At 29.0% G+C, this 25,326-nt stretch carries 25 protein-coding genes; 21 read left to right on the forward strand and 4 right to left on the reverse strand.

What is annotated here, in order from left to right; all coding sequences use genetic code 11:
* The first annotated feature begins 49 nt into the window (after positions 1–49).
* Together ACUSRV_RS10760 and ACUSRV_RS10765 are read left to right on the forward strand one after the other, a co-directional pair.
* Positions 50–658, forward strand: coding sequence for a hypothetical protein (locus tag ACUSRV_RS10760; protein WP_490141957.1), 609 nt, complete (start codon positions 50–52; stop codon positions 656–658).
* A 227-nt stretch (positions 659–885) separates the two neighbouring features.
* A complete protein-coding gene (locus tag ACUSRV_RS10765; RefSeq protein WP_490141958.1) occupies positions 886–1,914 on the forward strand; it encodes a DUF362 domain-containing protein in 1,029 nt (342 codons plus the stop codon).
* A gap of 64 nt (positions 1,915–1,978) precedes the next feature.
* Here ACUSRV_RS10765 and ACUSRV_RS10770 read toward each other — a convergent pair whose 3' ends face one another.
* Entirely contained in the window at positions 1,979–3,649 is a 1,671-nt protein-coding gene (locus tag ACUSRV_RS10770) for a ribonuclease J (protein WP_490141959.1), read from the reverse strand.
* Between the two features lie 291 nt (positions 3,650–3,940).
* Between ACUSRV_RS10770 and ACUSRV_RS10775 the strand changes: the two genes are divergently transcribed.
* The 5 genes from ACUSRV_RS10775 to ACUSRV_RS10795 all read left to right on the forward strand — a co-directional run bounded on the left by ACUSRV_RS10775 (position 3,941) and on the right by ACUSRV_RS10795 (position 8,345).
* Positions 3,941–4,315 carry an ArsR/SmtB family transcription factor gene (locus tag ACUSRV_RS10775; protein ID WP_490141960.1) on the forward strand — a complete coding sequence of 125 codons (375 nt, stop codon included), beginning with the start codon at positions 3,941–3,943 and terminating at the stop codon, positions 4,313–4,315.
* A gap of 9 nt (positions 4,316–4,324) precedes the next feature.
* A complete protein-coding gene (locus ACUSRV_RS10780) occupies positions 4,325–5,065 on the forward strand; it encodes a metallophosphoesterase family protein (protein WP_490141961.1) in 741 nt (246 codons plus the stop codon).
* 25 nt (positions 5,066–5,090) lie between these two features.
* Positions 5,091–6,137 (forward strand): ACR3 family arsenite efflux transporter, encoded by a 1,047-nt coding sequence (gene arsB, locus ACUSRV_RS10785; RefSeq protein WP_490141962.1) that lies wholly within the window; start codon positions 5,091–5,093, stop codon positions 6,135–6,137.
* A 77-nt stretch (positions 6,138–6,214) separates the two neighbouring features.
* Positions 6,215–6,523, forward strand: a complete 309-nt coding sequence (gene arsD, locus ACUSRV_RS10790; RefSeq protein WP_490141963.1) for an arsenite efflux transporter metallochaperone ArsD — start codon at positions 6,215–6,217, stop codon at positions 6,521–6,523.
* 1 nt (position 6,524) lies between these two features.
* The gene (locus ACUSRV_RS10795; RefSeq protein WP_490141964.1) at positions 6,525–8,345 is read left to right on the forward strand and encodes a TRC40/GET3/ArsA family transport-energizing ATPase; all 1,821 of its coding nucleotides are present in this window, start codon (positions 6,525–6,527) and stop codon (positions 8,343–8,345) included.
* 66 nt (positions 8,346–8,411) lie between these two features.
* Here ACUSRV_RS10795 and ACUSRV_RS10800 read toward each other — a convergent pair whose 3' ends face one another.
* On the reverse strand, positions 8,412–9,209 hold the full coding sequence (locus ACUSRV_RS10800) for an arsenite methyltransferase (RefSeq protein ID WP_490141995.1): 798 nt from the start codon (positions 9,207–9,209) through the stop codon (positions 8,412–8,414).
* 187 nt (positions 9,210–9,396) lie between these two features.
* Between ACUSRV_RS10800 and sigZ the strand changes: the two genes are divergently transcribed.
* The 7 genes from sigZ (at position 9,397) to ACUSRV_RS10835 (ending at position 15,879) form a co-directional block, all read left to right on the forward strand.
* Positions 9,397–9,948, forward strand: coding sequence for an RNA polymerase sigma factor SigZ (sigZ, locus tag ACUSRV_RS10805; RefSeq protein ID WP_490141965.1), 552 nt, complete (start codon positions 9,397–9,399; stop codon positions 9,946–9,948).
* Positions 9,949–9,963: 15 nt separating this feature from the next.
* Positions 9,964–10,251: an ArsR/SmtB family transcription factor gene (locus ACUSRV_RS10810; RefSeq protein WP_490141966.1), complete on the forward strand. Its 288-nt coding sequence runs from the start codon at positions 9,964–9,966 to the stop codon at positions 10,249–10,251.
* A 223-nt stretch (positions 10,252–10,474) separates the two neighbouring features.
* Positions 10,475–11,395: a permease gene (locus tag ACUSRV_RS10815; protein ID WP_490141967.1), complete on the forward strand. Its 921-nt coding sequence runs from the start codon at positions 10,475–10,477 to the stop codon at positions 11,393–11,395.
* A gap of 150 nt (positions 11,396–11,545) precedes the next feature.
* Entirely contained in the window at positions 11,546–12,553 is a 1,008-nt protein-coding gene (locus tag ACUSRV_RS10820) for a permease (RefSeq protein WP_490141968.1), read from the forward strand.
* Positions 12,554–12,572: 19 nt separating this feature from the next.
* Positions 12,573–12,803 carry a thioredoxin family protein gene (locus ACUSRV_RS10825; RefSeq protein WP_490141969.1) on the forward strand — a complete coding sequence of 77 codons (231 nt, stop codon included), beginning with the start codon at positions 12,573–12,575 and terminating at the stop codon, positions 12,801–12,803.
* A 139-nt stretch (positions 12,804–12,942) separates the two neighbouring features.
* Entirely contained in the window at positions 12,943–13,287 is a 345-nt protein-coding gene (locus ACUSRV_RS10830; RefSeq protein WP_490141970.1) for an ArsR/SmtB family transcription factor, read from the forward strand.
* Between the two features lie 201 nt (positions 13,288–13,488).
* Positions 13,489–15,879 (forward strand): MASE3 domain-containing protein, encoded by a 2,391-nt coding sequence (locus ACUSRV_RS10835; protein ID WP_490141971.1) that lies wholly within the window; start codon positions 13,489–13,491, stop codon positions 15,877–15,879.
* A gap of 63 nt (positions 15,880–15,942) precedes the next feature.
* Here ACUSRV_RS10835 and ACUSRV_RS10840 read toward each other — a convergent pair whose 3' ends face one another.
* On the reverse strand, positions 15,943–16,635 hold the full coding sequence (locus tag ACUSRV_RS10840) for a DUF4397 domain-containing protein (RefSeq protein WP_490141972.1): 693 nt from the start codon (positions 16,633–16,635) through the stop codon (positions 15,943–15,945).
* A gap of 190 nt (positions 16,636–16,825) precedes the next feature.
* Between ACUSRV_RS10840 and ACUSRV_RS10845 the strand changes: the two genes are divergently transcribed.
* The 4 genes from ACUSRV_RS10845 to ACUSRV_RS10860 all read left to right on the forward strand — a co-directional run bounded on the left by ACUSRV_RS10845 (position 16,826) and on the right by ACUSRV_RS10860 (position 20,798).
* Positions 16,826–17,566, forward strand: coding sequence for a DUF4397 domain-containing protein (locus tag ACUSRV_RS10845; RefSeq protein ID WP_490141973.1), 741 nt, complete (start codon positions 16,826–16,828; stop codon positions 17,564–17,566).
* Positions 17,567–17,652: 86 nt separating this feature from the next.
* Positions 17,653–18,345 carry a DUF4397 domain-containing protein gene (locus ACUSRV_RS10850; protein WP_490141974.1) on the forward strand — a complete coding sequence of 231 codons (693 nt, stop codon included), beginning with the start codon at positions 17,653–17,655 and terminating at the stop codon, positions 18,343–18,345.
* A 100-nt stretch (positions 18,346–18,445) separates the two neighbouring features.
* Positions 18,446–19,120, forward strand: a complete 675-nt coding sequence (locus tag ACUSRV_RS10855) for a DUF4397 domain-containing protein (protein ID WP_490141975.1) — start codon at positions 18,446–18,448, stop codon at positions 19,118–19,120.
* A gap of 163 nt (positions 19,121–19,283) precedes the next feature.
* Positions 19,284–20,798 carry a hypothetical protein gene (locus ACUSRV_RS10860; RefSeq protein ID WP_490141976.1) on the forward strand — a complete coding sequence of 505 codons (1,515 nt, stop codon included), beginning with the start codon at positions 19,284–19,286 and terminating at the stop codon, positions 20,796–20,798.
* A 63-nt stretch (positions 20,799–20,861) separates the two neighbouring features.
* Here the strand turns inward: ACUSRV_RS10860 and ACUSRV_RS10865 are convergent, their stop codons facing one another.
* Positions 20,862–21,356, reverse strand: coding sequence for a hypothetical protein (locus tag ACUSRV_RS10865; RefSeq protein WP_490141977.1), 495 nt, complete (start codon positions 21,354–21,356; stop codon positions 20,862–20,864).
* A gap of 93 nt (positions 21,357–21,449) precedes the next feature.
* Between ACUSRV_RS10865 and ACUSRV_RS10870 the strand changes: the two genes are divergently transcribed.
* The 3 genes from ACUSRV_RS10870 (at position 21,450) to ACUSRV_RS10880 (ending at position 25,289) form a co-directional block, all read left to right on the forward strand.
* Complete coding sequence (locus tag ACUSRV_RS10870; RefSeq protein WP_490141978.1) at positions 21,450–22,592, forward strand: PQQ-dependent sugar dehydrogenase; 1,143 nt, start codon at positions 21,450–21,452, stop codon at positions 22,590–22,592.
* A gap of 316 nt (positions 22,593–22,908) precedes the next feature.
* A complete protein-coding gene (locus ACUSRV_RS10875) occupies positions 22,909–23,685 on the forward strand; it encodes a membrane-associated sensor domain-containing protein (RefSeq protein WP_490141996.1) in 777 nt (258 codons plus the stop codon).
* A complete protein-coding gene (locus ACUSRV_RS10880) occupies positions 23,682–25,289 on the forward strand; it encodes a sensor histidine kinase (RefSeq protein ID WP_490141979.1) in 1,608 nt (535 codons plus the stop codon). Before ACUSRV_RS10875 ends, ACUSRV_RS10880 begins: the two co-directional genes overlap by 4 nt.
* Positions 25,290–25,326: the final 37 nt, after the last annotated feature.

The raw sequence follows: 25,326 nt of genomic DNA on the forward strand, positions 1-25,326 counted from the left end.
TTCTAAAATATATTTATATTATATAAAAGGATAACAAGGGGGAAGGGGTATGGAAGAATTATTTTTAAACAAAAACTTAGATGATTTATTTGAAGAGTGCCACGAAGTTGATAAAAAGGCACTAAGTATTTATAAAAGAACTATAGGAAATCCAACTACAGTAGGGGAATTTATAGATAAATTTAATGAATGTATAAGCAAAAATGGGTCAGGAATTATGACTTATCTTAAAATTATAGAGAAAATGCAAAACAAAGAGTTTTTTATATTTCTACTCGATACTATAAAAAATTCAAATAACAATATACAAATACAATTCATATTCAAGTCTATTACAAATTTACCTGATGAAATATCTACTGTAAAAAGTTACATTCCAGTTATTTCAAGTATAATGCAAAATAACATAGATACAGAAGTTATATACCATGGGTCATGTTTATTATATAGAATTGAAAATAAATACCCTGATTTAAGTGAAGAAATAGAGAATATAAAGGTAGTATTAGACCCTAATTCATTTCAAAGGTTACTTAAAAAATTTGAAATAATGGATAAATGGGAAACAGCGAATCATAGAGGAAAGATAAAACCAGGTTACTTGCTAACGCAAGAGGATTTTGTAAACTACGCAATCAAATTTTTAAAGATTAAATAAATGATTTACAATATAAAATGGAGCTTATAACTCCCTTATTTAAAGCTTACAATTTTATGTTTTGAAGATACATAGTCATAATAATTATAAGTTTGATGTTGACTTAGAGTTAACTCTAAGTGGTATAATATGGGATATCAAGAGGCCATATTCATAAAGTATGGCTTCTGAGAAAAAGTACTATACTATATATAGAAATTAATCATATAAAAAAGGAAGGTGCTAACTTGAGCAAAGTATATTTTATTAAGAATTCAGAATCAGATTATAATAAACTTGGAAAAGATGCATTGGAGCTATTGAAAAAGATAGTATCAGAAACAGGCCACAAATTTGAAAAAGAGGTACCTATAAAGGTTCATTTTGGTGAAAAAGGAAACAAAACATTTATTCCTGCAAAATGCTACGATGAAACTATAAACTACCTAAAAGAAAATGGAGTAAATCCATCTTATATCGAAACAAATGTATTATATAGGGGGTCAAGGACTACTACAGATAATCATATCCAAACAGCAACAGATCATGGATTTACACAGATCCCTATTATAATAGCAGACGGAGATATTGGAACAGAGTACGACGAAATAGAAATAAATAAAGACTACATAAAAACATGCAAAATAGGCAAGGGTTATGGTAAGCACAAACAATTCATTGTTATGAGCCATTTCAAAGGCCATGGAGCAGCAGGATTTGGTGGTGCTCTAAAGCAGCTAGCTATGGGTTTTGCAGCTAGAGGTGGAAAGCTAGAGCAACATTCTGGGATATCACCTGTAGTAGATGCCCAAAAATGTATATCTTGTGGTATTTGTGTGAATAAATGTAACTTTAATGCCATTGAAACACCAGATACGGCGATAATTGATGAGAGTAAATGCATTGGCTGTGCGGGATGTATTGCTGTTTGCCCTCAAGGTGCAATTGAAAACACATGGGGAGGATCTAATTTTCTTGAGAAACTTTCAGAGTATGCCTATGGAGCATCAAAAGATAAGGATATAATATACATAACCTTTGTTCACAATATTACCGAGGAATGTGACTGCGCGGGTATACATATGAAACCAATTGCAGATAATATCGGTATTCTTGCCTCAAAAGATCCTGTTGCCTTAGATACAGCATGCCTGGACTTAGTTCAAAAAAGCAGTGGAGAAAAACTATTTAAAAGTGGTAGAACATCTCTAGAGCATGCCCAAAAAATTGGATTGGGAACAATGCAGTATGAGCTTATTGAAATCAATGAAGATTAAAATATATAAGTAAAATAAAAGGGTGAGTACAATGTTATTGTATTCACCCTTTATTAACTATATATTATACTTCCATTATTATTGGCAATATCATTGGATTTCTCTTAGTTTTTTGATATAGATAATCTCTTAGGTTATCTTTTATACTATTTTTAATATATGCCCATTCTTTTATATCTCTAGCTTGGCAGTCTTTTAAAACTTCATTTACAATGCTTTTTGCATTATTTATTAAATCTTCAGATTCTCTAACATATACAAATCCTCTAGATACAATATCTGGTCCTGAAAGTACTCTACGGTCTTCCTTAGATAAAGTAACTACTACTGTTATAAGGCCATCTTCAGATAAATGCTTTCTATCTCTTAAAACTATATTTCCAACATCTCCAACTCCAAGGCCATCTATTAATATTTTGCCTGTAGGTATATGTCCAGATATTTTAGCAGAGTTTTTATTAAGTTCAAATACATCTCCAGTTTTTATTATAAATATGTTTTGACTTGGCATTCCTAGTTCTTCAGCAAGTTCAGCATGTTTCTTTAGATGTCTATATTCTCCATGAACTGGAACAAAGAATTTAGGGTTAGTTAATCTATGAATTAATTTTAACTCTTCTTGGCAAGCATGACCTGAAACATGTATATCTGCCATATCCTCGTATACAACTTCAGCGCCTCTTTCAAATAATGAGTTTATAACCTTTGATACAGGTTTTTCATTTCCTGGTACTGGGCTTGATGATAGAATTATTAAATCACCTTGTTTTATTTGTATTTTTCTATGTTCACCTGCAGCCATTCTAGAAAGAGCTGCCATAGGCTCACCTTGAGATCCTGTAGTTACTATAACTAATTGACTATCGTCATACTTATGAGTATCGTTTAAGTCTACTAACATACCATCAGGTATATTTAAGTATCCTAGTTCCATACCAACATTTACAACGTTTACCATAGATCTTCCTGATATTGCTACTTTTCTATTAAATTTCTCAGCAGAGTTTATTACTTGTTGTACTCTGTGTACATTTGATGAAAATGTAGCTACTATTATTCTACTTGAATTAGCTTTTCTAAACATTTCATCTAATGTTGCACCTACTGTTTTTTCTGATAGAGTGGATCCTGGTCTTTCAGCATTAGTACTATCAGCTAGTAAAAGTAATATACCTTCTTTACTTAATTCACATATTCTGTGAAAATCCATAGTTTCTCCACCTATTGGTGTTAAGTCTATCTTGAAATCACCAGTATGGAATATTATACCTTGGTCTGTGTGAATAGCTAAAGAAAAGGCATCAGGAATACTGTGAGTAGCTCTTAAAAACTCTACTTTCATACTTCCTAAGCTTACTATGTCTCTAGGGCTAACTGCATTTAAATTTACATTGTTTAATTTATGTTCTTTTAGTTTGACTTGGATTAATCCTATAGTAAGTCTTGATCCATATACAGGTACATTTAATTTTTTTAGCACATAAGGAAGAGCTCCTATGTGATCTTCATGTCCATGCGTTAGAAATATTCCTTTTACTTTCTCAACATTTCTTAATAGATAACTTATATCTGGTATAACTACATCTATACCTAACATTTCATCTTCTGGAAAACTAAATCCACAATCGATGATCATTATTTCATCTTTGTACTCGATTAAAGTCATGTTTTTGCCGATTTCATTTAAACCGCCTAAAGCCATGACTTTTATTTTGTTGTCGTATTTTCTAAACAAATCACTATCTCCTTTTTATTTTAAAATTTTATGCAAACGCATTCCGAACATACTAATACAATAATATATAACACGCCCTATTATCCGCTAATATAATAGTAACATAAAATAGGTCAATTATTCTAGCTATTTTAGTTATAATATGTTGCACTTTAATATAATGACCTAAAAACTTTTGTTATTTGTGTGAAATTTCAGTATAAATATATTGTGAAAATATAGTTTACAAAACACTAAATTTAACATATCATATGAGTATAAATGAATATGTTCATATATGGAGGTGAAGAAATGGAATTAATTCAAATGATAAAGGCTCTAGGGGATGAAAGTCGTATAAAGATATTAAATACTTTAAGATATTGTCCATTGTGTGTTTGTGAAATAGAAGAAATACTAAATATGACACAGTCAAATGCATCTAGGCATTTAAACAAACTAATGAACGCAAAAATAGTTACTTACTACAAAGAAGCTAAGTATGTTTATTATAAACTAAATGAAGAAACACTTCAAAGGCATCCTTTTATAAAGGAAATATTAGATAAAGAACTTGATAAAATTGATAAGTTAAAAGATGATTATGAAAAAACAGTTTCATTTAAAAACGATGGATTATCTTGTGAAGTATTAGAAAAATTCAAAGGAAATACTGAGGATAAATAGGAGGTAAACATGAGATTAGCAGTAATAAGTGATATTCACAGCAATATTTATGCACTAGATGCAGTACTTAATGATATTGAAGATAGAAATATAGACTTAGTTATTTGTACTGGAGATTTAGTTGGATATGCTACGTTTCCAAATGAAGTTATAAATACTATAAGAAAAAACAAAATATTGACTATAATGGGCAACTACGACGATGCAGTAGGTAACTATAGACTTGTATGTGGATGTGACTATCCAGATCCTAAAGATGCAGAAAAAGCAGCAAAGAGTATGGCATTTAGTTTAGAAAATACTAGTGATGACAACAAAGAGTACTTAAGAAGTTTGCCTAAATATTCAGTTTTAAACATAGGTTCTAAAACTATAAGATTTGTTCATGGAAGTAATAGATTGATAAATGAATACCTAAAGGAAAACTCAAAAGAAGCAGATGAAGTAATGAATGAAATTAATGAGGATATATTAGTATGTGGACATACTCATATACCTTACTTCAAATACTATGGGGATAAATTACTTGTCAATGGTGGTAGTGTAGGAAAACCAAAGACTAACAATCCTGATGCTAATTATGTAATAATAGATGTAAAAAATCATGAAGAAAATAAAGTTGAAAATAGTGAAGTAAGTGTTGAAATAATAGAAGTACCTTATGACGTTGAAAAGACAGCTAAGGCTATAGAAGAATCAGATTTACCAGATGATTTTGCTAGACTTATAAGAACTGGAAGTGCAAAGTAAAAAAATAAATAAATGGAGGAGTAAAATGAGTAATAAAAAATTATCATTTTTGGATAGATATTTAACACTTTGGATATTCTTAGCTATGGGAGCTGGAATAGGTCTTGGGTTTGTATTTCCAAAGTTTGTTGAAGGAATAAATTCTATGCAAGTAGGGACAACATCTATACCATTGGCTATTGGGTTAATATTAATGATGTATCCACCACTAGCAAAGGTTAGATATGAGGAAATGGGAAGAGTATTTAAAAACGTAAAAGTACTTTTATTGTCACTAGTTCAAAACTGGGTTATAGGTCCTGTTTTAATGTTTGCACTTGCTGTTATATTCTTAAAAGGATACCCAGAATACATGGTTGGACTTATAATGATAGGTTTGGCACGTTGTATAGCAATGGTTATAGTATGGAATGATTTAGCTGATGGAGATAGTGAGTATGCAGCAGGATTAGTTGCTTTTAACTCTGTATTTCAGGTGCTATTTTTCTCAGTATATGCCTATGTATTTGTAACTATTTTACCAAAATGGCTAGGCCTTGAAAGTACAATTATAAATATAACTATAGCTGAAGTTGGAAAAACAGTTTTTATTTATTTAGGAATTCCTTTTATAGCAGGCATGATAACTCGATATACACTTGTTAAAGCTCGTGGCAAAGAATGGTATGAAAATGTATTTGTACCTAAAATAAGTCCAATTACATTAATAGCTTTATTATTTACAATTGTGGTTATGTTCTCATTAAAAGGAGAATTAATAGTTACATTGCCGTTTGATGTTGTACGTATAGCAGTACCATTACTAATATATTTTATTGTTATGTTTTTAGTTTCTTTCTTCCTAGGAAAGAAAATTGGAGCAGATTATCCTGTGACAACAACATTAGCATTTACAGCGGGAAGTAATAACTTTGAATTGGCAATAGCTGTAGCAGTAGGAGTATTTGGCATACATTCAGGGGCTGCATTTGCAGCAGTTATAGGGCCATTAGTTGAAGTTCCAGTTATGATAGCGTTAGTAAATGTAGCTTTATGGTTTAGAAAAAAGTATTTTAATGAAAAGGTTAATTAAAAGATTATAATAGAGCATTATATTTATATAAGGCTCTATTATAAATAAATTTCAAATTAAATATGGAGGGGTTTTATATGAAATTAGAGATATTTGAACCGACTATGTGTTGTCCAACAGGGATATGTGGACCAAGTGTAGATGAAAAGTTAGTTAAGGTTGGTGAAAACATAGAAATTCTGAAAGGTAAATATGAAGGGCTAGATATACAAAGATATCAACCACAAACACATCCATTTGTATTTATGGGAAATATGACAGTAAGTTCATTATTACAGGAAAATGGTCAGCAAGTACTTCCGATAACTGTTTTAGATGGAAAAGTAATAAAGCAAGGTGAATATCCAACACTAGAAGAAATGGAAGAAGCTGTTAGGGGTGAGTAGTATGGCACAGTTTATATTTTTCTCTGGTAAAGGAGGAGTAGGAAAGACTTCTATGGCATGTACAACAGGGGTCTACAATGCCGGCAAAGGCCTTAAAACACTAATAGTAACTACTGATCCTGCTGCTAATTTATCAGATGTATTCGAACAAGAAATAGGTCATAAAATAACTAAGATAAATAATATAGAGAATCTTTATGCTATGGAAATAGATCCAGATGAAGCTACTAATGAGTACAAAGAAAGATTATTAGCTCCAATGAGAGCAGTTTTTGATGAAGATATGATAAGAATAGCTGATGAACAATTAAGTGGGCCATGTACTGAAGAAATGGCATCATTTGATAGATTTATTGATTTTATGGAAGTTGATGATTATGACGTTATAATATTTGATACTGCACCAACAGGACATACTATAAGACTTTTAGAACTTCCTATAGACTGGTCCAAACATATAGAAGAAAGTGCACAGGGTAGTGGCCAAACTTGTATGGGTCCTGTATCAATGATACAAGATAGCAAAGATAAGTTCGATAGAGCAATAGCAAAACTTAGAGATACATCTGTAACTGATTTTATATTTGTTATGCAACCAGAACAAACGTCATTAGATGAAACAATAAGAGCATCTAATGAACTTAATGAACTTGGTATATCTACAACTAAAGTTATAATAAATGGGTTTATACCAAAGGATGAAGCTATAATACCTTTCTTTAAGTCTAGATATGAAATGCAACAAGGGTATTTACAAAAGGCAAAAGATATATTTAATAATTTACCAATAGATACTATGGAGTTATTTGACAGTGAACTTAAAGGTGTAGATAGATTTAGAATAAGTGCATCTATATTATTTGAAGGAAAAAAAGTAGAAAAGGCTACTAATGTTGAATACAAAAATATAGATGAAGTAAGTATACAAAAAAATGAAAATGCAAAATCACTTATTTTACCTAATAAAAACTCTGTTAGAAATATATTCTTTTCAGGTAAAGGTGGAGTTGGTAAAACCGTAATGGCATGTGTTACAGCTGTTAAGACTGCCAATGAAGGATTTAAAACACTTCTTCTTACAACTGACCCTGCAGCTCATATAGGTAAGGTATTGGATAAACCAATAGGAGATAGTCCAGAACCTATAGAAGGATGCCCTAATTTATATGCAGCAAAAATTGATCCTAAAGTAGCTTTTGAGGAATATAAAGAAATGGTATTAAAAGATGCTAAATCTAAATTTAGTGGACCTACAATAGCTACTATGGAAGAAGAACTAAATTCGCCATGTACTGAAGAGATGGCAGCTTTCCAAAAGTTCATATCATATGCCTCAGAAGAAGAATATGACGTTATTGTATTTGATACAGCTCCAACCGGCCATACTTTAAGACTTTTAGAACTTCCTATGGATTGGTCCAAACAAATACAAATGAAAGCTGGAGTTACTTCACAAATAAGTGAAGAAGACAAAAAACAAAAAGAAAAATTCGATAGAGTTATATCTAATATGAAGGATAAAGACAAAACTACTTTTAGTTTTGTTATGTATCCTGAAAAAACTCCAATAATTGAGGCTTATAGAGCAAGTGAAGAGCTTAAAACTGTTGGAATAGAAACCCAAATGGTTATAGCTAATCTTATAATACCTGAAGAACAAGCTAGTACACCGTTCTTTAGAAATAGAAGAAATATGCAAGAAAAATACTTACAAGAGATACAGACTTATTTTAAAGATTCTGAAGTAGTTAGAGTGCCTATGTATGATAAAGAGATAAAAGGAATAGATATGTTGACTAAAATAGGTAATAGTATATTCTAAAAATTAAAATAAGAAATTTAATATAAAAAATACCTTAAAATATTTTAAGGTATTTTTATATTTTCATTAACTTGATTTCTTTACTGCTTCTATTATAAAAGAAGCAACAAAATCTTCTATGTTCGTATCTGGTGCCCATGCCTTTACAATCTCTCTACTGTTATCTTTAGGTGTCATTCGAACATCCTTGAAACCTGCGTTATGAAGCATAATTTTCATATCTTCAATATATTCAGCACCACCAATACAACTTGCAATTAACGCCATGTCTTGCTTAATGTTTTTGGGTAATTGTGCTGTAGCAATAACATCAGATGTGGATAGCCTTCCGCCAGGCTTTAGAACTCTAAAAGCTTCTTTAAATACCTGCTGTTTATCTATAGAAAGATTGATTACACAATTAGATATGATAACATCTACAGATTCATCAGCTACAGGCAAATGTTCGATTTCACCTAATCTAAATTCTACATTGGTATATCCGCTTTCCTCAGCATTTTTTCTTGCTAATTTAATCATATCAGGAGTCATATCAACTCCTATTACATATCCTGTATCACCCACTTTATTTCTTGCAAGAAAGCAATCAAAACCTCCTCCGCTTCCCAGATCAAGGACTACTTCTCCTTCTTTCAGATCGGCTATAGCAATTGGGTTCCCACATCCTAGCCCCATGTTAGCTTGAGGTGGCACATTTAAAAGATCAGTTTCTGTATACCCTATTTTGATAGATGTATCATTAATATCCATTGTAGCACCACTACAACTACAGCCTCCACTGCAACATCCCCCTTCGAAACCTTTCAATGCAACATCTGAATAGTTTTTGCGTATAAATTCTCTTATTTCTTCTTTATCCTTCATCAAATCACCCTCCAATTTTTTATATCCTAGTATAAATGGCTTTCACTAATAAAGACGGATCATATGAGAAAAAGACGCAGATTTTATAAAAAATATATCTTTTTATTTTACTATTGGTGTTAATATTTTTAAGGTATATAATATAGTTGTAACAATTTTAAATAATATATTATAGAAGGGGATATATATGTGTCCAGAAGAACTATGGAATGCTTATAGTCTTGAGCTCAAGGCCTATATAATGAAACATGTAGCGGATAAATATGAAGCAGAAGATATACTTCAAGAAGTAGGCATTCGTATACAAAAAAATGCAAGTAAAATTAAAGATATCAATAATGTTAAGGCTTGGTTGTATAAAATAACTAATAATCTTATAGTTGACTATTTTAGAGGAGTAAATAAGTATTCATTAATAGAAAATATTAATGAACTACCAATTATAGATACACCTAGACATGAGAATTATAATAAGGAAACAGCAGAATGCTTGCTAAAGCTTGTTGAATGTTTACCAGAAATATACAAAGAAGCAATTATTGAAAGTGACTATAAGGGTAAGAAGCAGAGCGTACTAGGTCAAGAGTGGGGGTTAAGCAATTCTGGAAGTAAAAGTAGGGTTCAGCGAGCTAGAAAAAAATTAAAAGATATGCTCCTAAATTGCTGCGAAGTCAAATCAGATAACGTTGGAAATATAATAGAGTTATGTAATAAAAATAATACTAATAAATGCTTATAGAAAGAGGTGAAATCTATGAATAATCGTAATGAGATAAAAAACTGTGAAATAGTATTTAAGGCTTTATCAGATATTATAAGGTTAAATATATTAAGAGAGCTTAGTAAGCAAGATAGTATTTGTGTATGTGACTTGGTAGCAAGCTTTAATATACCTCAATCAAAATTATCATATCATTTAAAGATGCTATTAGATGCAAAATTAATATTAAAAGAAAGAGAAGGCAAGTGGAATTATTATAGTTTAAATAAACCAGAAGTTAGAAAATATTTGTCAGAAGAATTAATTACTAATATTTTTTAGTAATATAGTTGAACATATCAAAATTTTTTGATGTGATTAACACATAATAAAAAGATCATTTTTTCAGTAACATGAAACATATCAATTTTTTTTGATGTATTAATTATTAAAGTAATAAATAGAAAGGTAAATTAGCATCTTTTTATTTTTAAATTAAATATCAAAAAAAATTGATATGTAATAATCTTATTATAAAAATTAAGTTTATATGAGGGGTGAAATTATGTTAGATTTATTGAATGAATTTATGTTTTTATTTGGAGAGTTAACAGTATTGTTTTTAGGAATAAGTTTTTTAGTAGGGATTATACAAAAAACTATTTCAGAAGAAAAAATAAAAAGTATGTTAAGCACAAAAAACAAGTTTTTAGGATATATTAATGCATTAATATTAGGAACATTTACGCCATTCTGTTCATGTTCTACAATCCCTGTATTAGCAGGATTATTAAAGGTAAAAGCTCCATTTGGGCCAACCATGACATTCTTATTTACATCACCATTTTTAGATCCATCGGTAATAGCTCTTATGCTAGCTCTATTTGGAGTTAAAATAACTGTAGTATATTCGGTAATAGTTTTGATTTTCCCTATAGTAATAGGAGTTATATTAGATAAATTTGGATTTGAAAAGTATGTTAGAGATATAAAAATAAATAAAAATGAAGAAATGAAAAATGAAGAAATGAAAAATGAAGAAGGTGAATTAAATCTTTCAAAGAAAGAATTAACAAAGAAATATTTAATAGATGCTAAAAAAGAAGCTTGGGGATTATATATATCTGTATTGCCATATTTAATAGGTGGAGTACTAGTAGGTTCTTTAATGCATAATGTTATTCCACAGGATGTTATAACTAAATATGTTGGAGGTAGTAATTTATGGGCAGTTCCAATAGCTGCAATATTAGGGATACCTTTATATGTTAGTTCATCGACTATATTACCTATAGGAATGGCACTTGCAGGCGTCGGAGTAGGCCTTGGTCCTATAATAGCATTAATTATAGGGGGAAATGGTGCTAGTGTACCTGAGATAATACTTCTTAATAAAATATTTAAAAAGGAACTTTTAGTAGCTTTTGTAGTATCTATATTTGTAATTGCTATTAGTGCAGGATATTTAGTTCAATTTCTTTTATAATTAGGAAAAAAAATTTATAAGTTTTAAATTCAAAATTTTAAAATATGTTGACATTTTTTAACTAAAAGCATAGTATAAATATTATAAGTATATATGGATATGCGTATATGATCATATAAGTATATTAACTTGAATTGGGAGGTGAATTTTATGACTCAGATATTTAACTTTCTAAATGACCAATTACTTAAGATGACATGGCTCTTTGATCTTGTAGAGTTACTTGTAGAAAATGTATTTGGTTTGTCTATGGCAACTAGACTGGGAGGAAGTATACACTTTTTTATATATGATACTATAAAGATATTTATACTATTATCTGTACTTATTTTTATAATATCTTACATTCAAAGTTACTTTCCACCAGAGAGAACAAAGAAAATACTTGGAGGAATCAAAGGTATAAAGGGTAATATTCTAGGAGCACTACTTGGAACTATAACACCATTTTGTAGTTGTTCAAGTATACCTATATTTATAGGTTTCACATCGGCAGGTCTGCCGTTAGGGATTACATTTTCATTTTTAATATCTTCTCCACTTGTAGATTTAGGGTCTTTTTTAATACTAATGTCTTTCTTTGGAGTTAAAATAGCTGTAGTTTATGTAGTGGTAGGACTTATTCTTGCAGTTCTTGGAGGAACTATAATTGATAAGCTTAACATGCACAAGTATATAGAAGGATATGTACTTGAAATACCAGATGCTGCTACAGACATTATTGAATTAACTCGTGAACAAAGAATTTCTTACTCAAAGGATCAAGTGAAAGACATAATAAAAAGAGTATGGATATATATATTAATTGGGGTTGGTATAGGAGCAGCAATTCACAACTGGATACCACAAACTATTATCGAGAATGTAATAGGGGATAACAATCCACTTGCTGTATTACTAGCTACTGCAGTAGGTGTTCCAATGTATGCTGATATATTTGGAACGATACCAATAGCAGAAGCATTATTTGCTAAAGGAGTTAATATAGGAACTATATTATCATTTATGATGGGAACAACAGCTCTTTCTCTTCCATCTATGATAATGCTAAGTAAAGTTGTAAAGCCTAAATTATTAGCTACATTTGTAGGGGTAGTGACATTAGGAATAATTATTATAGGTTACACATTTAATATACTTTCATATATATTTGCATAAATAAAGGGAGGAATTTGGTATGGTTATAAAAGTTTTAGGTTCAGGGTGTGCAAATTGCACAAAATTAGCAGCTAATGTTAAGGAAGCTTTACTAGAATTAGGAATGGAAGCTACTGTTGAGAAGGTAGAGGATTTCAAGGTTATAATGAGTTATGGTGTTATGAAAACTCCAGCATTAGTAATTGATGAAAAGCTAGTAGCTTCAGGTAGAGTATGTAAGGTTGGTGAAATAAAAGGGTTTTTAAAATAATATATAATATAGCTAAAAAGATCATATGGATTAATTCTATATGATCTTTTTAGCTATATAAGAAACTAATTTTTATTAATATAATTAATAAAAATTATGTTAATATTATATATTATATATTACTTTAAGGAGAATGATTATGGAAAGACTAATGGAGTTTTTTAAGGTCTTATCGGATGAAACAAGACTCAGAGCTATGATGTTACTTAATAATTCAAAACTTTGTGTATGTGAAATATGTGAGATATTAGAGATATCTCAACCTAAACTATCTAGACATCTTGCAAAACTTAGAGATATGGGCTTTGTTATTGATGAACGTCAAGGTCAATGGATATTTTATGAGCTAAATTTAGACGATGATGCTATGAAAAATATATTGAATGATATAGATAATAATATAGATAAGTACCCTGTTATAAAAGGAGATATAAATAAGTTAAATTCAAATATGAAGTTATATAACGAGATAAGAGAAAGATAAGAAAGGTATTTACAAGATTCATGTGAAATTTCGTTGATAGAATGTAACTTAATATTAAAAATATAAATAATATTATATAAAATAATATTTTAAATAAAATATTACTGAATTGTCAAAATTGTGGTAAAATATTCTGGTGAACTCGTATATTTATTGAAGTATAACAAATTAAAATGGTATAAATGTAAAGGGGATGTCATCTTGGATACTGTACTAGAATATTCTAAAAAGAAATACTTTTCTTACGAAAATTTTAAAAGTATTTTTATTTTAGTGTTATTTATAGGAGCTATGACTTTAATAGCAAACAAAAATTACTTATTATTTCACAGTATTATAGGCCTTTTTTCTGTAGTAGTAGGTATTGTAATATCAGTAATTGCACATAACACTTACTCTCTGAACAAAAACAGTTATATGGGATTTTTGGGTATAGCTTATTTTCCTATAGCATTACTTAGTTTTTTTCACATTTTAACATACACAGGCATGAATATTATCCCAAATGCTACAGCTAATACTTCTGTTCAACTATGGATTATTAGTAGATATATATTGAGCATTTCCTTTATTATTAGTTTTAGATATATAAATAAAGAATTAAAATTAAAATCTACATTTTCTATTTATGGTATTTTAACTATATTATCAATATATATATTATTTTATACAAACATATTTCCAGATTGCTTTGTAGAAAGTCAAGGATTGACTGATTTCAAAAATATCAGTGAATATATTATTATTTCAATAATTTTTTTATCATTAATTATGCTTCGTATTAAGAAAAATCATTTTGAAAAAAAACAATACAATCTAATTTTTGCATCTTTTATATTAACTATGTTAACAGGTATCATGTTCATCAAATACGCATGTGTGTATGGTCAGTCAAATATTATAGGCAATATTTTGGACTTTTTATCTTATTATTGTATATATAAAGCTATTGTTGAAACTAACTTAAAAAACCCTTATATATCATTGAACTTATCAAATATTAAATTAAATAATAAAATAGAGGAATTAAAGGAAAGTACTGAAAGATATACAAAATTAGTTGAAAATACTCCTAATGGAATAATAATACAAGATGAAGAAAAAATATTGTATGCAAATGAAACAGCACTTAGAATTTTAAATATAGAAAAAAAGGAAGATTTAATAGGAAGAAATTCAGAAGAATTTATACACCCTAATTATAGATTAGAAAGGTCAAATAGAAAAGAAAAGTTATTAGAAGGAAATAAAGTTGACTCTGCTGTTGAACATGTTCTAATAGATGACAAAGGAACAACTAAATATGTAGAGATAAACTCAACTACTATTTTCGAAAACGGAAATAAAAGAATTTTAACTATGTTTAAGGATATTTCAGAACGTAAACATGCAGAAAACCAATTAATACAAAATGAGAGAACCTATAGAAATTTAATAGAAATTTTGCCAGATGGTATTTGTATTTTGAATAATGGAAATTATGCTTATGCAAATGAAGCTATGGCTGATATTTTAAATGTCAAAGATAAAAATGACTTAATCGGAGAACACAAAAGCAAATTTTCAAATACACTTCCTGAGTATCAAGAAGCAGTTTTTAATCAAGTAAATAGAGTTATTAATGATAAAGAAACAATAACATTTATTGAAGATAGAATTATAAGACATGATGGCGAGATAATTGATTTAGAATTATCTGTTATGCCTTTTGAAATTATGGGCGACGAATACATATTAAAAATTGTTAGAGATATAACAGAAAAAAAGAAATCTGAAAGACTAAAGTTAAAATATAGAGAAAGAGTTTACTATGATAAACTTAAAACTGAGTTTTTTGCAAATATGTCTCATGAGCTAAAAACTCCCTTAAACGTTATTTATGGCTCTAGCCAGCTTTTACAATCACAAAACAAAAAAGATAATTTAAAAGAAGAAAATGTAGATAAACATACAACTACTATAAATCAAAACTGTTTTAGGTTAATTAGACTTATTAATAATATTATAGATGTAACAAAAATGGAATCAGGATTTTATGATATAAAAAGAAAAAATTATAATATAGTAAGTATAGTAGAAGATATTACACTATCAATTACTGATTATACAATGCAAAAGGGTATAGACTTGGTATTTGATACAGAAGTAGAAGAAAAAATTATAGCTATAGACCCAGATAAAATAGAAAGAGTTATATTAAATTTATTATCAAACGCCATAAAATTTACGAATCCATATGGGCAGATTAGTGTAAATATATATGACAAAAAAGAGAATATAGAAATATCTGTAAAGGATACAGGAGTAGGTATTCCAAAGGATAAGTTAGACTTAATATTTGATAGATTTGGGCAAGTAGATGATACTATTAAGAGAAATAAAGAGGGAAGCGGAATAGGGTTATCTCTAGTGAAATCCCTAGTTGAACATCATGAAGGAAAAATTAGTGTAAAAAGTGAATTTGGAAGTGGAAGCGAATTTATTATAACACTACCTGTTGTTGTATTAGATGAAGAGATAAAAGAAGAAGAAACAATAAGAAGTAGTAATGTAGAGAGTATACATATTGAGTTTTCAGATATATACGCATAGTAGTAAGACTAGGTTTTTTTAAAGCCTAGTCTTTTTTAAAATTCTCAATACTTGAGCAAGGCCTCAATATATAAAAATACATTTGCTCAAAAAAGTGTTTCCATCTACTGCCAATACAACTTGAGGAATATTAGATTGAAAGTAAACTGGAGAATCAGGATTAATACTTCCAGTAATATACAATGTATATATTCTACCTGGGTTAAGTGTAAGTGTCATGCTTATCGGCTTTACATTTGGATTAGATGAACGAACTTCAAATCTATGTTTACCTGGAGTTATTTCATTGTATTCAGTACCTTGACCAGAAGCTAAAGATCTAGATATAGAACCACTAGGTAAGTCGATACTATATACTATAGGAGAACTATCTAAATTATAAAATCTAATTTTTGTTTTATCAGGCATTATAGTTTCATTAATATCATCTATTATTGGTATTAATTTTATATCTGATGGTCTTCCAGCTATAACAAAGGTCATAACTTGGCCTCTTGGAGTTTTTAACCCTTTAATATCTAGTAAGGGGTTATCTTTAGTACCTGATAAGAAGAATTGAATATCATAATTTTCAAATCCTGAAGGCATATAGGGAGACATATCACCATACTTAAAATTTTGAGCTCTTAGCATATTATTTAGATATACATCTATAGAAGGTAACTCTGGTAAAGCATGAAACCCTCTAAAAAAAGAATATTCAGGAGGGACACAGGGGGCTACTGAATCATATATAACTTCTCTAAAATAGTACATTTATATTATCACACCCTTAGGCTATTTAGTAGGGATTTAATCCTACTATAATTATATGAAAGTATATTAATACTGTTCATCCATGTAAGATAATTCCGTAGATTACTCTTATAAAACTTATGGAACTATAAAATAATTATCCACATAATATAATACCATAATACTCTATCTAGAGGAGGGCACATAAAACATGGGTAATGAATATAATAGACATTTAATTTTAAATGAAGTTGCAGACCCACCTGGAGCTTTTGGGCTTGTGCAAAGTGTTGGAAAACTTTGTGTGAATTCAAGTTTTACATTTGTTAGAATACTTAATGCAATAACTGAGCCAATTAAAATAACTGTATATATAGATGATATAGAGGTTGCTAGAGATTTAGTATATAAGGGAGTCGGTTATTACTTACCAATACCAAAGGGAAGTCATGGTATAAGAATATACTCAGATAATAATAAAAATACACCTATAATTGAACTAAATAATGTAGATATACCAACAAATCAGGTAGTTACAATTCCAGTTTGGAAGGCGAAAGAATCATTACAGATAATGATTTTAGTAGATGATGTTAATCAGAGAATATACCCAGATAAATATGTATTTCGTATTGTCAATTTATCTCCAGATGATTTAGCAATTGACGTAAGTACTCCTGAATTAAATTACCATGTAAGTAGAAGTTTAGATTCTGGAGAATATGAAGGATACTTCGTTAGAGATCCAAGTAAATCTTTATTTGAATTTACGATGCCTTCAAAAGTAGGGCTAAGACCAGTTCGTGCAACTTTGAATCATCTAGCTTCGAGAATATATACAGAATATATTGTAGGTACAATAGATCTTAATACTGAAATATATCAGAAGGGCTATCCCCTTGAACTTGTAGTATCAGTAGATGGAAATACTATAATCAGACCATGTCTTTAAATACAAAATGAAAAGAGTAACCAACCTAATATTTATTTTCATATATTATATAATGTCAAAAGTTTATTATAAAAAGGTGTGATGTTATGTATAAAATTAATCGCCAAGTTACCCATGACAATATAATACCTTGTGTAGATGACCAATATTCATTTATTAGATTGTTTCACAGTAGACCTGATATGCCTTCTGTAGATGTATATGTGGATGGAGCATTAAGATTTAGAAACATACCATACTTAGGCCTTAGTTATTATATTCCTTCTAGAGTTGCCACACGAAATATACAAGTTTATGAGTATGGTACCAAAAATCTTTTACTAGAGGTGCCAGAATTTGAAATTACAGGTGGACAGATATTTACTTTTACAATTAATAGAGTAGGTGGAAATCTAGAAGTATTGGCAATAAGAGATGATATTAACGAAAAGGTATATCCTGATGAAGCTAAAGTTAGATTTGTCAATTTAACAGATGAAGAACTAACTGTGGATATGACCCATATTAGAGGAGGAATCCCTAAAATAGTTGAGATTATTCCACCTGCCAATGTATCTAATTATGTGAAGGCAAGGGAAGGTTCCTATACTATACAAGCGGGAACTAATAAGCCAGGTGTATATAATCCAAGAGCTAGAATTGCCCTACCTATTGGTAAATTAACTACTATTTATATAGTTGGGAGTTTGGACCCTACATCTAAACTATTTCAGGAAGGTGGTTCAGCTCAATTTGTAATAATTGTAGATGGAAATACTGCATTTACAATATGTAAATAATCTGATTTTGGTGTAATTCGCTATGTCGTATTTGATAGATAGTGCATATTATAGTAACAGGATTATCTATCTTAAAATTAAACTAAAAAGGATTGATTTTATGTACAAAAACCATCGTCAGGATGTACCGATTGATATAATTCCTTGTTTATCAGCAGGATTTACATTTCTAAGAGTAGCTCACATTTTACCACAGTTAGGTTTGGTAAGTGTATATTTAAATGATAAACCAATAATACTTGCAAATTATTTGGATTTTAGCCCATATTTCCCTGTAATACCAGGAGTCTATGATTTTAAGTTTTATTCCCCTTTAAACAATACTCTTTTATTTGAAATTAAAAATTTAGAAGTACCGGCAAATCAATTATCAACTCTTGTTGTTACAGGTAGTTTGGAGAATCTAAGAGTATTAGAAGTAATAGATGACATTAATGAACGCGTAGATGCAGATGAAACTAAAGTTAGAATATTTAATTTAACTACTGATAAAATAGCATATAATATTTCTGTAAATAACTATAATGATTCAGGAGAACTATTATATCGAAGTGGTACTGATTATTTAGAAGCAAATCCAGGCGAGGCTGTATTACAAGTACAACTTCCTAATGGAAAATCACAAACAGTAAATCTAGATCTAAACCCTGGTAGAATTTATACTATATATGTTGCTGAGAGCTTAGATCCTACTTCACCATCTTACAAACTAGGAAATATATTACAATTTATACAAGTTGTAGATGGAAATACTGCATTAATTAAATGTATATAATAACTTCTATTTAAATTAAATGACCCCTATATGGTCATTTTTTTGTACCAAATATTAAGGTGAAATGCTAAAATTAATTAGTAAACTTATTTAGTAATATTAAAAATAAGATAACTAATATGTACATATAATAAAATGCAGATTAAAAGCAGGGGGTGATAAGGTGTTAAATAGAAGAAAAATTTATAGGCTATTATTAATTATAATAGGGGTTGTCTTGGTAGGTTCATATCTATACTATTCAACTCAAGAAAGTATAAATACAATTAAATTAAACAATGTAGAAACAAAAACTAGTTTTAATAAAGAAGATTCTTACAAAACTTATTATATTAAATCAATCCATGAAAATCATAGCTTTAAAGAGTGGATAAAACTAGATAAAGATTATTTGAATAATATATCTAATGAAAATGTAGACAAAGACAAAATAGAAAGTGAAATAAACTTAATATCTAAAGAATTAGAGAACATTAAGAATAATTTTTATATAGAAACTAATTCAAATGCAAAACTGTATCCACCTAATATGTCTGGTACAATACATGCTCTTTACAATGGAATAGACAATAGAATGATGTTGATTAAAAATGAAAAAGGCTTTAAGTATGAAGATAAAGTATTTAAAGATGGATATTATAATAAATTATCAACTATTAATAAAAATGTAGAACTTGAAGACATTCCAGATAAAAGGCTAGATCTTATATTTGAGACGGTTTTGTATTCTCTAAATTCAAATGTTATACCAAATGATTTGCTTAATGGAATAGAGATTTTTTTAGCTCCTTATTATTTAGATTCCCAAGGTTGGACTGTGGGATCTCCAGCTTATACCACATCTAACCAAGTAATAATTATGGGTGAACCTTTTATTGTTGCTGATGGTAGAGATCTTCCTAATAACGAGTATAAATATATTATAAATACTATATTGTTCCATGAAGTAGGGCATATTTTTCAAAAGGAAATGATACTTAACGAAGTTGGAGAAAATGTAAATTCTGATGAGGTTAAAGAATCTAATATAAATAATGATTATAAAAAGGTATATCCTGATTTAAAGTTTGATAATTCATATAAAAATTCTATACTTGAAAGTTTTTCTGATAATTTTGGATATTATATGTCATCTAAAGTATTAAATGTGTCTTATAATGAGTTATCAAAACCTACAAAATTTTATTTGAAGCTAAAAAATCCTAGAGGTTATGATGACGCAAGGTTTAGTGAGTTTTTAGAGAAATATATTGGGGAATACAATGTAAGTAAAATAGATATACCTAATTTGGATGCTAGTTCTGAAGGTATAGATAATTTACCTATTTATATAAGTGGTTATAATAATAATTTTTCTTTAACATCTAATAAGTTAGATATTAAGTTTGATGAAAAGAATTTAGGCAACTTCAATAATGGAATAAGTGCTTTTATAACAAAAAAATCAAATTCTAAAAAAGATTATGTAGTAGCTCTTCATTTTAAAGATATGACATCTTTAAAGACTAGTGAAGATAAAATGAATTTTAGATTTTTCAAAGATGGAGAGTATGATATAACCTTTTACTTAATAGATGAAAATGGAAAATGTGATTATAAAAATCCTATAGGTAGGCTTGAAGTTTCTGTAAGTGATGTTAATTCAGGTTTTGCATTAATAGACTATTTTGCATATTAATAAATTACCATACAAAAAAACAAGGAAAAAATCCTTGTCTTTTTTGAGTAAAGTAACTTTATTCTATTTACACATAACTATAATTTTATATGGCGTTGTTTGGGCTGGTATGCTCTTTGTAGAAGCTCCATAAATAACAATTAAATTTCTATTTGTAGGAACTCTATTAAAGGCTTGACCATTTTCCAATACTATTTGAGTATATGGAGAAATTATTAATCTTAACATGTTGTCACTACTAACTAAATAGCTGTCAAAATAATCTACTTTCACATTATAATATGGTGTATTTTTTACCATAACAATTGCTCTATATTGTGGTGGATAAATAAGGATAACAGGTAAACTTGCATCGTAATATCCAGTTACTTTATCTCCTACCTTTACCATTACATTGTCTACAAAGTAAGTGTCTGGTGATACCACAAAGTTTACTACAGACCCATTTCCATTTAGTAAAGACATTCGTTTATAGCATCCTGCTCCCTGTCCACTTTCATCTATTAAAAAATCTTCAATCATGGTAATTGTGCCACTGAAAAATTGAAAATCTGCCACTTTTATTCCTCCATTGCTTTTTATATATTCTATGATTTATTAAGGATTTATGTTACATGTAGAAATGCTATTAATATAAATTGGCTAACCAATATGGTACTATTAGCCTCTCAAATGAATAATATGGTATTGGTTGAAATATTTATTCATTTATGTTTGGAGGATAATAGTATGAAAAAAGTAATTTATAACATTTTGGCCAAAGTAAAAATAATTACATCGAGGCAATTTCCATATGAAATTGAAGTTATTGCTGAAAAGTTAAATGTACCTTGGGCCATAGATATAAGCGATGAAGGTAAACTATATTTTACGGAGAGACCTGGGACAATTAGAATTATTGAAGATGGCAAACTTAATCCAGAGCCACTAATTACATTTAGTGCACCCTTTATAAGTCAAAGTGAAGGCGGTTTGATGGGTATTGCCCTAGATCCAAATTTTTCACAAAACCGTTATATGTATGTTATGCATACATATGTAGAAGGTAATAAAACATATAACCGTGTTGTTAGATTGGTTGAAAACAGTAACAAGGCATCCATTGACAAGGTTATTATTGATAAAATCCCTGGGGGACGAATTCATAATGGAGGAAGGATAAAGATAGGTCCTGATCAGAAATTATATATAGGAACGGGAGATTCAGGGAATGCTTCATTATCGCAAGACCCTACAAGTATAGCTGGGAAAATACTTCGAATAGAATTAGATGGCAGTATTCCTAGTGACAATCCAATTGCTAACTCATCTGTTTATAGTTTAGGTCATCGAAACCCTCAAGGTCTAGCGTGGAATTTAAATAATGTTCTTTATGAATCAGAGCATGGATCATCAGCCCATGACGAGATAAACATAATACAACCAGGATCAAATTATGGCTGGCCTCTTGTTCAAGGGGATGAAGTCTCCAAGGAAGTTAATATGCAAAAGCCTTTGATACACAGCGGAGAAGAAACATGGGCACCATCAGGTATTGCATTTGTGAATCAAGGACCATGGAAAGGGAAATTACTTGTTACTAATTTGCGTGGACAACAACTACTATCTATCTCGTTAAATGGAAAAGGAACGGTAGTTAGGAATATTGAATCATTGTTTAGAAATGAATATGGACGTTTGCGTGAAGTTATTCAAGGTAAGGATGGAACAATATATTTGGCTACAAGTAATAGAGATGGCAGAGGCAATCCTGTTGAATCTGATGATAGAATTATCCGACTTATTCCTAAATAAAATAAAAAGGATTTTGTATTCATATATAGAATTAAATATAAGTTCCCTTATTGTATGTATAGTTTCATAACAAATGAACAAAGAATTAACTTAAGGTTAGCTTTCGTCTGTCTAACCTTATCCCCAAAAATGAGCTACTTTAAGTAGCTCATTTTTATTTTTAAAAAGTAATAAATAATTTAATTTAATGACAGATTTAAACAGTATATGTTTAAACAAGGAGTAATATGGTAAAATATACCAGGGAATGGTATGTTTATAGAACAACAAGAAATTGACATTATATAAATATAAAGGGGGTATCATCTTGGATACGGTGCTTATAAGTTCAAGAGAAAAACACTTAGCTTATGGAATACATAAAGAAGTTTTTGCTTTAGCACTACTTGTAGCAACTATGACCTTGGTAGCAAATAAAAACTATATACTGTTTCACAGTATGATTGATCTTTTTGCTGTAATAGTAGGAATTGTAATAACCGTAATTGCTTATAATACTTATTCTCTAAATAAAAACAGTTATATGGGGTTTTTGGGTATAGCTTATTGTTCTATTGCAGCAATAACTTTTTTTCATGTTTTAACATACAAAGGGATGAACATAATTCCAAATATTACAGCAAATACTCCTACTCAACTATGGATTATTATTAGATATATACAAAGTACTTCTCTTGTTATTAGTTTTTTGTATATAAATAAAGAATTAAAGTTCAATAAAACATTATTTATTTATGGAATCTTAACTGTATTATCAATACACATAGTGTTTTATACAAATATATTCCCTGATTGTTTTGTAGAAGGAAAAGGTTTGACATATTTTAAAATAATTAGTGAACATATAACTATGGGAATACTTTTTATAGCCTCAATTATACTTAGAGTTAACAAAAATCATTTTGAGAAAATCCAATATAAATTAATTTTTGCTTCACTTGGATTAGATATATTAGCAGGAGCTATGTTTACTACATATGCAAGTGTGTATGGACAGTCAAATATGATAGGCCATATTTTAAACTTTTTATCTTATTATTTAATATATAAGGCCATTGTTCAAACCAATTTAAAAAGTCCTATATATCATTGAATTTAGCAAATCAAAACTTAAATAATAAGATAGAAGAATTAAAGGAAAGCAATGAAAGATATACAAAATTAGCTGAAAACACACCTAATGGTATAGTAATACAGGGTGATGGAGAAATGCTATATGCAAATGAAGAAGCACTTAAAATATTAGGCATGGAAAATAAAAAGGATTTATTAGGAAGGCGTTTAGAAGAATTTATTCATCCAGAACATAAATCAATCAACTCAAAAAGGAAGGAAGATATATTAAGAGGAAATGAAGTTGACCCTAACTATGAGTATGCTATAAAAGATAATAAAGGAATTATTAAATATGTAGAGGTAACATCAACTACCATTCAAGAAGATGGCAAATTAAGAGTTTTAACTATGTTTAAAGATGTTTCAAAGCGTAAATATGCAGAAAATCATTTGAAGCAAAGTGAGAGAACTTATAGGAAGTTAATAGAGCTTTTACCAGATGGTATTTGTATTTTACATAATAAGAAGTTTGTTTATGCTAATAAAGCTATGTCTAATATACTAAATGTCAAAAGTGAAAGTGAATTAATTGGAGAGGCTAGGGGGAAGTTTGTTAAAACAGTTTCAGGATACGACGATATTATGTTTGATAAAATAGTAAAGATTATAGAGGATAAAGAAACAATAGAATATGTAGCAGACAAGGTTATAAGACATGATGGAAAGATTTTAGATATAGAATTATCTGCTATGCCTTTTGAAATTACAGGCAAGGGGCATATTTTGGTCATTGTAAGAGATGTAACTGAAAAGAAGAAATCGCAAAAATTAAAAGAGAAGTTTAAAGAAAGAGTTTATTATGATAAAATAAAAACTGAGTTTTTTGCAAATATGTCACATGAGCTAAAGACACCGTTAAACGTTATCTATGGATCTAGCCAGCTTTTACAAGCTCAAAATAGAAAAAACAATCTAACTGAAGAAAAAATAAATAAACATACAGCTACTGTAAATCAAAATAGTTTTAGACTAATTAGACTTATAAATAACATTATAGATGTAACCAAAATGGAATCAGGATTTTATGATATAAAAAGAGAAAATCATAATATAGTAAGTATAATAGAGGATATAACCTTATCAATTACTGATTATACAAGTCAAAAGAATATAGAACTTATATTTGATACTGAAGTAGAAGAAAAAATTATAGCTATAGACCCAGATAAAATAGAAAGAGTTATATTAAATTTATTATCAAATGCTATAAAGTTTACAAATCAATATGGTCAAATAAGTGTAAATATATACGATAAAGAAGATAATATAGAAATCTCTGTAAAAGATACAGGAACAGGTATCCCAAAGGATAAATTAAAGTTAATATTTGATAGATTTGGGCAAGTAGATGAGACTATCAAAAAAAATAAAGAAGGAAGTGGAATAGGATTATCTTTGGTAAAATCTATAGTTGAACAACATGAAGGACAAATTAATGTAAAAAGTGAATTTGGACGTGGAAGTGAATTTATTATAACACTACCTGTTGTTATATTTGAAGAAGATATAAAAGAAGAAGAAATAATAAGAACTAGCAATGTAGAGAGAATACATATAGAGTTTTCAGATATATATGCATAGGGGTAAGACTAGGTTTAATAAAACCTAGTCTTTTTTT

Source organism: Sporacetigenium sp. TC11, assembly GCF_058146105.1.

Excerpts from the sequence above, each read along its gene's own strand:
- ACUSRV_RS10800 (WP_490141995.1), bottom strand. The coding sequence starts at position 9,209 with ATGAAGGATAAAGAAGAAATAAGAGAATTTATACGCAAAAACTATTCA.
- ACUSRV_RS10850 (WP_490141974.1), top strand. The coding sequence starts at position 17,653 with ATGTATAAAATTAATCGCCAAGTTACCCATGACAATATAATACCTTGT.
- ACUSRV_RS10830 (WP_490141970.1), top strand. The coding sequence starts at position 12,943 with ATGGAAAGACTAATGGAGTTTTTTAAGGTCTTATCGGATGAAACAAGA.
- ACUSRV_RS10820 (WP_490141968.1), top strand. The coding sequence starts at position 11,546 with ATGACTCAGATATTTAACTTTCTAAATGACCAATTACTTAAGATGACA.
- sigZ (WP_490141965.1), top strand. The coding sequence starts at position 9,397 with ATGTGTCCAGAAGAACTATGGAATGCTTATAGTCTTGAGCTCAAGGCC.
- ACUSRV_RS10840 (WP_490141972.1), bottom strand. The coding sequence starts at position 16,635 with ATGTACTATTTTAGAGAAGTTATATATGATTCAGTAGCCCCCTGTGTC.
- ACUSRV_RS10810 (WP_490141966.1), top strand. The coding sequence starts at position 9,964 with ATGAATAATCGTAATGAGATAAAAAACTGTGAAATAGTATTTAAGGCT.
- ACUSRV_RS10870 (WP_490141978.1), top strand. The coding sequence starts at position 21,450 with ATGGTACTATTAGCCTCTCAAATGAATAATATGGTATTGGTTGAAATA.
- ACUSRV_RS10775 (WP_490141960.1), top strand. The coding sequence starts at position 3,941 with ATGGAATTAATTCAAATGATAAAGGCTCTAGGGGATGAAAGTCGTATA.
- arsB (WP_490141962.1), top strand. The coding sequence starts at position 5,091 with ATGAGTAATAAAAAATTATCATTTTTGGATAGATATTTAACACTTTGG.
- ACUSRV_RS10795 (WP_490141964.1), top strand. The coding sequence starts at position 6,525 with ATGGCACAGTTTATATTTTTCTCTGGTAAAGGAGGAGTAGGAAAGACT.
- ACUSRV_RS10760 (WP_490141957.1), top strand. The coding sequence starts at position 50 with ATGGAAGAATTATTTTTAAACAAAAACTTAGATGATTTATTTGAAGAG.
- ACUSRV_RS10815 (WP_490141967.1), top strand. The coding sequence starts at position 10,475 with ATGTTAGATTTATTGAATGAATTTATGTTTTTATTTGGAGAGTTAACA.
- ACUSRV_RS10825 (WP_490141969.1), top strand. The coding sequence starts at position 12,573 with ATGGTTATAAAAGTTTTAGGTTCAGGGTGTGCAAATTGCACAAAATTA.
- ACUSRV_RS10855 (WP_490141975.1), top strand. The coding sequence starts at position 18,446 with ATGTACAAAAACCATCGTCAGGATGTACCGATTGATATAATTCCTTGT.
- arsD (WP_490141963.1), top strand. The coding sequence starts at position 6,215 with ATGAAATTAGAGATATTTGAACCGACTATGTGTTGTCCAACAGGGATA.
- ACUSRV_RS10845 (WP_490141973.1), top strand. The coding sequence starts at position 16,826 with ATGGGTAATGAATATAATAGACATTTAATTTTAAATGAAGTTGCAGAC.
- ACUSRV_RS10780 (WP_490141961.1), top strand. The coding sequence starts at position 4,325 with ATGAGATTAGCAGTAATAAGTGATATTCACAGCAATATTTATGCACTA.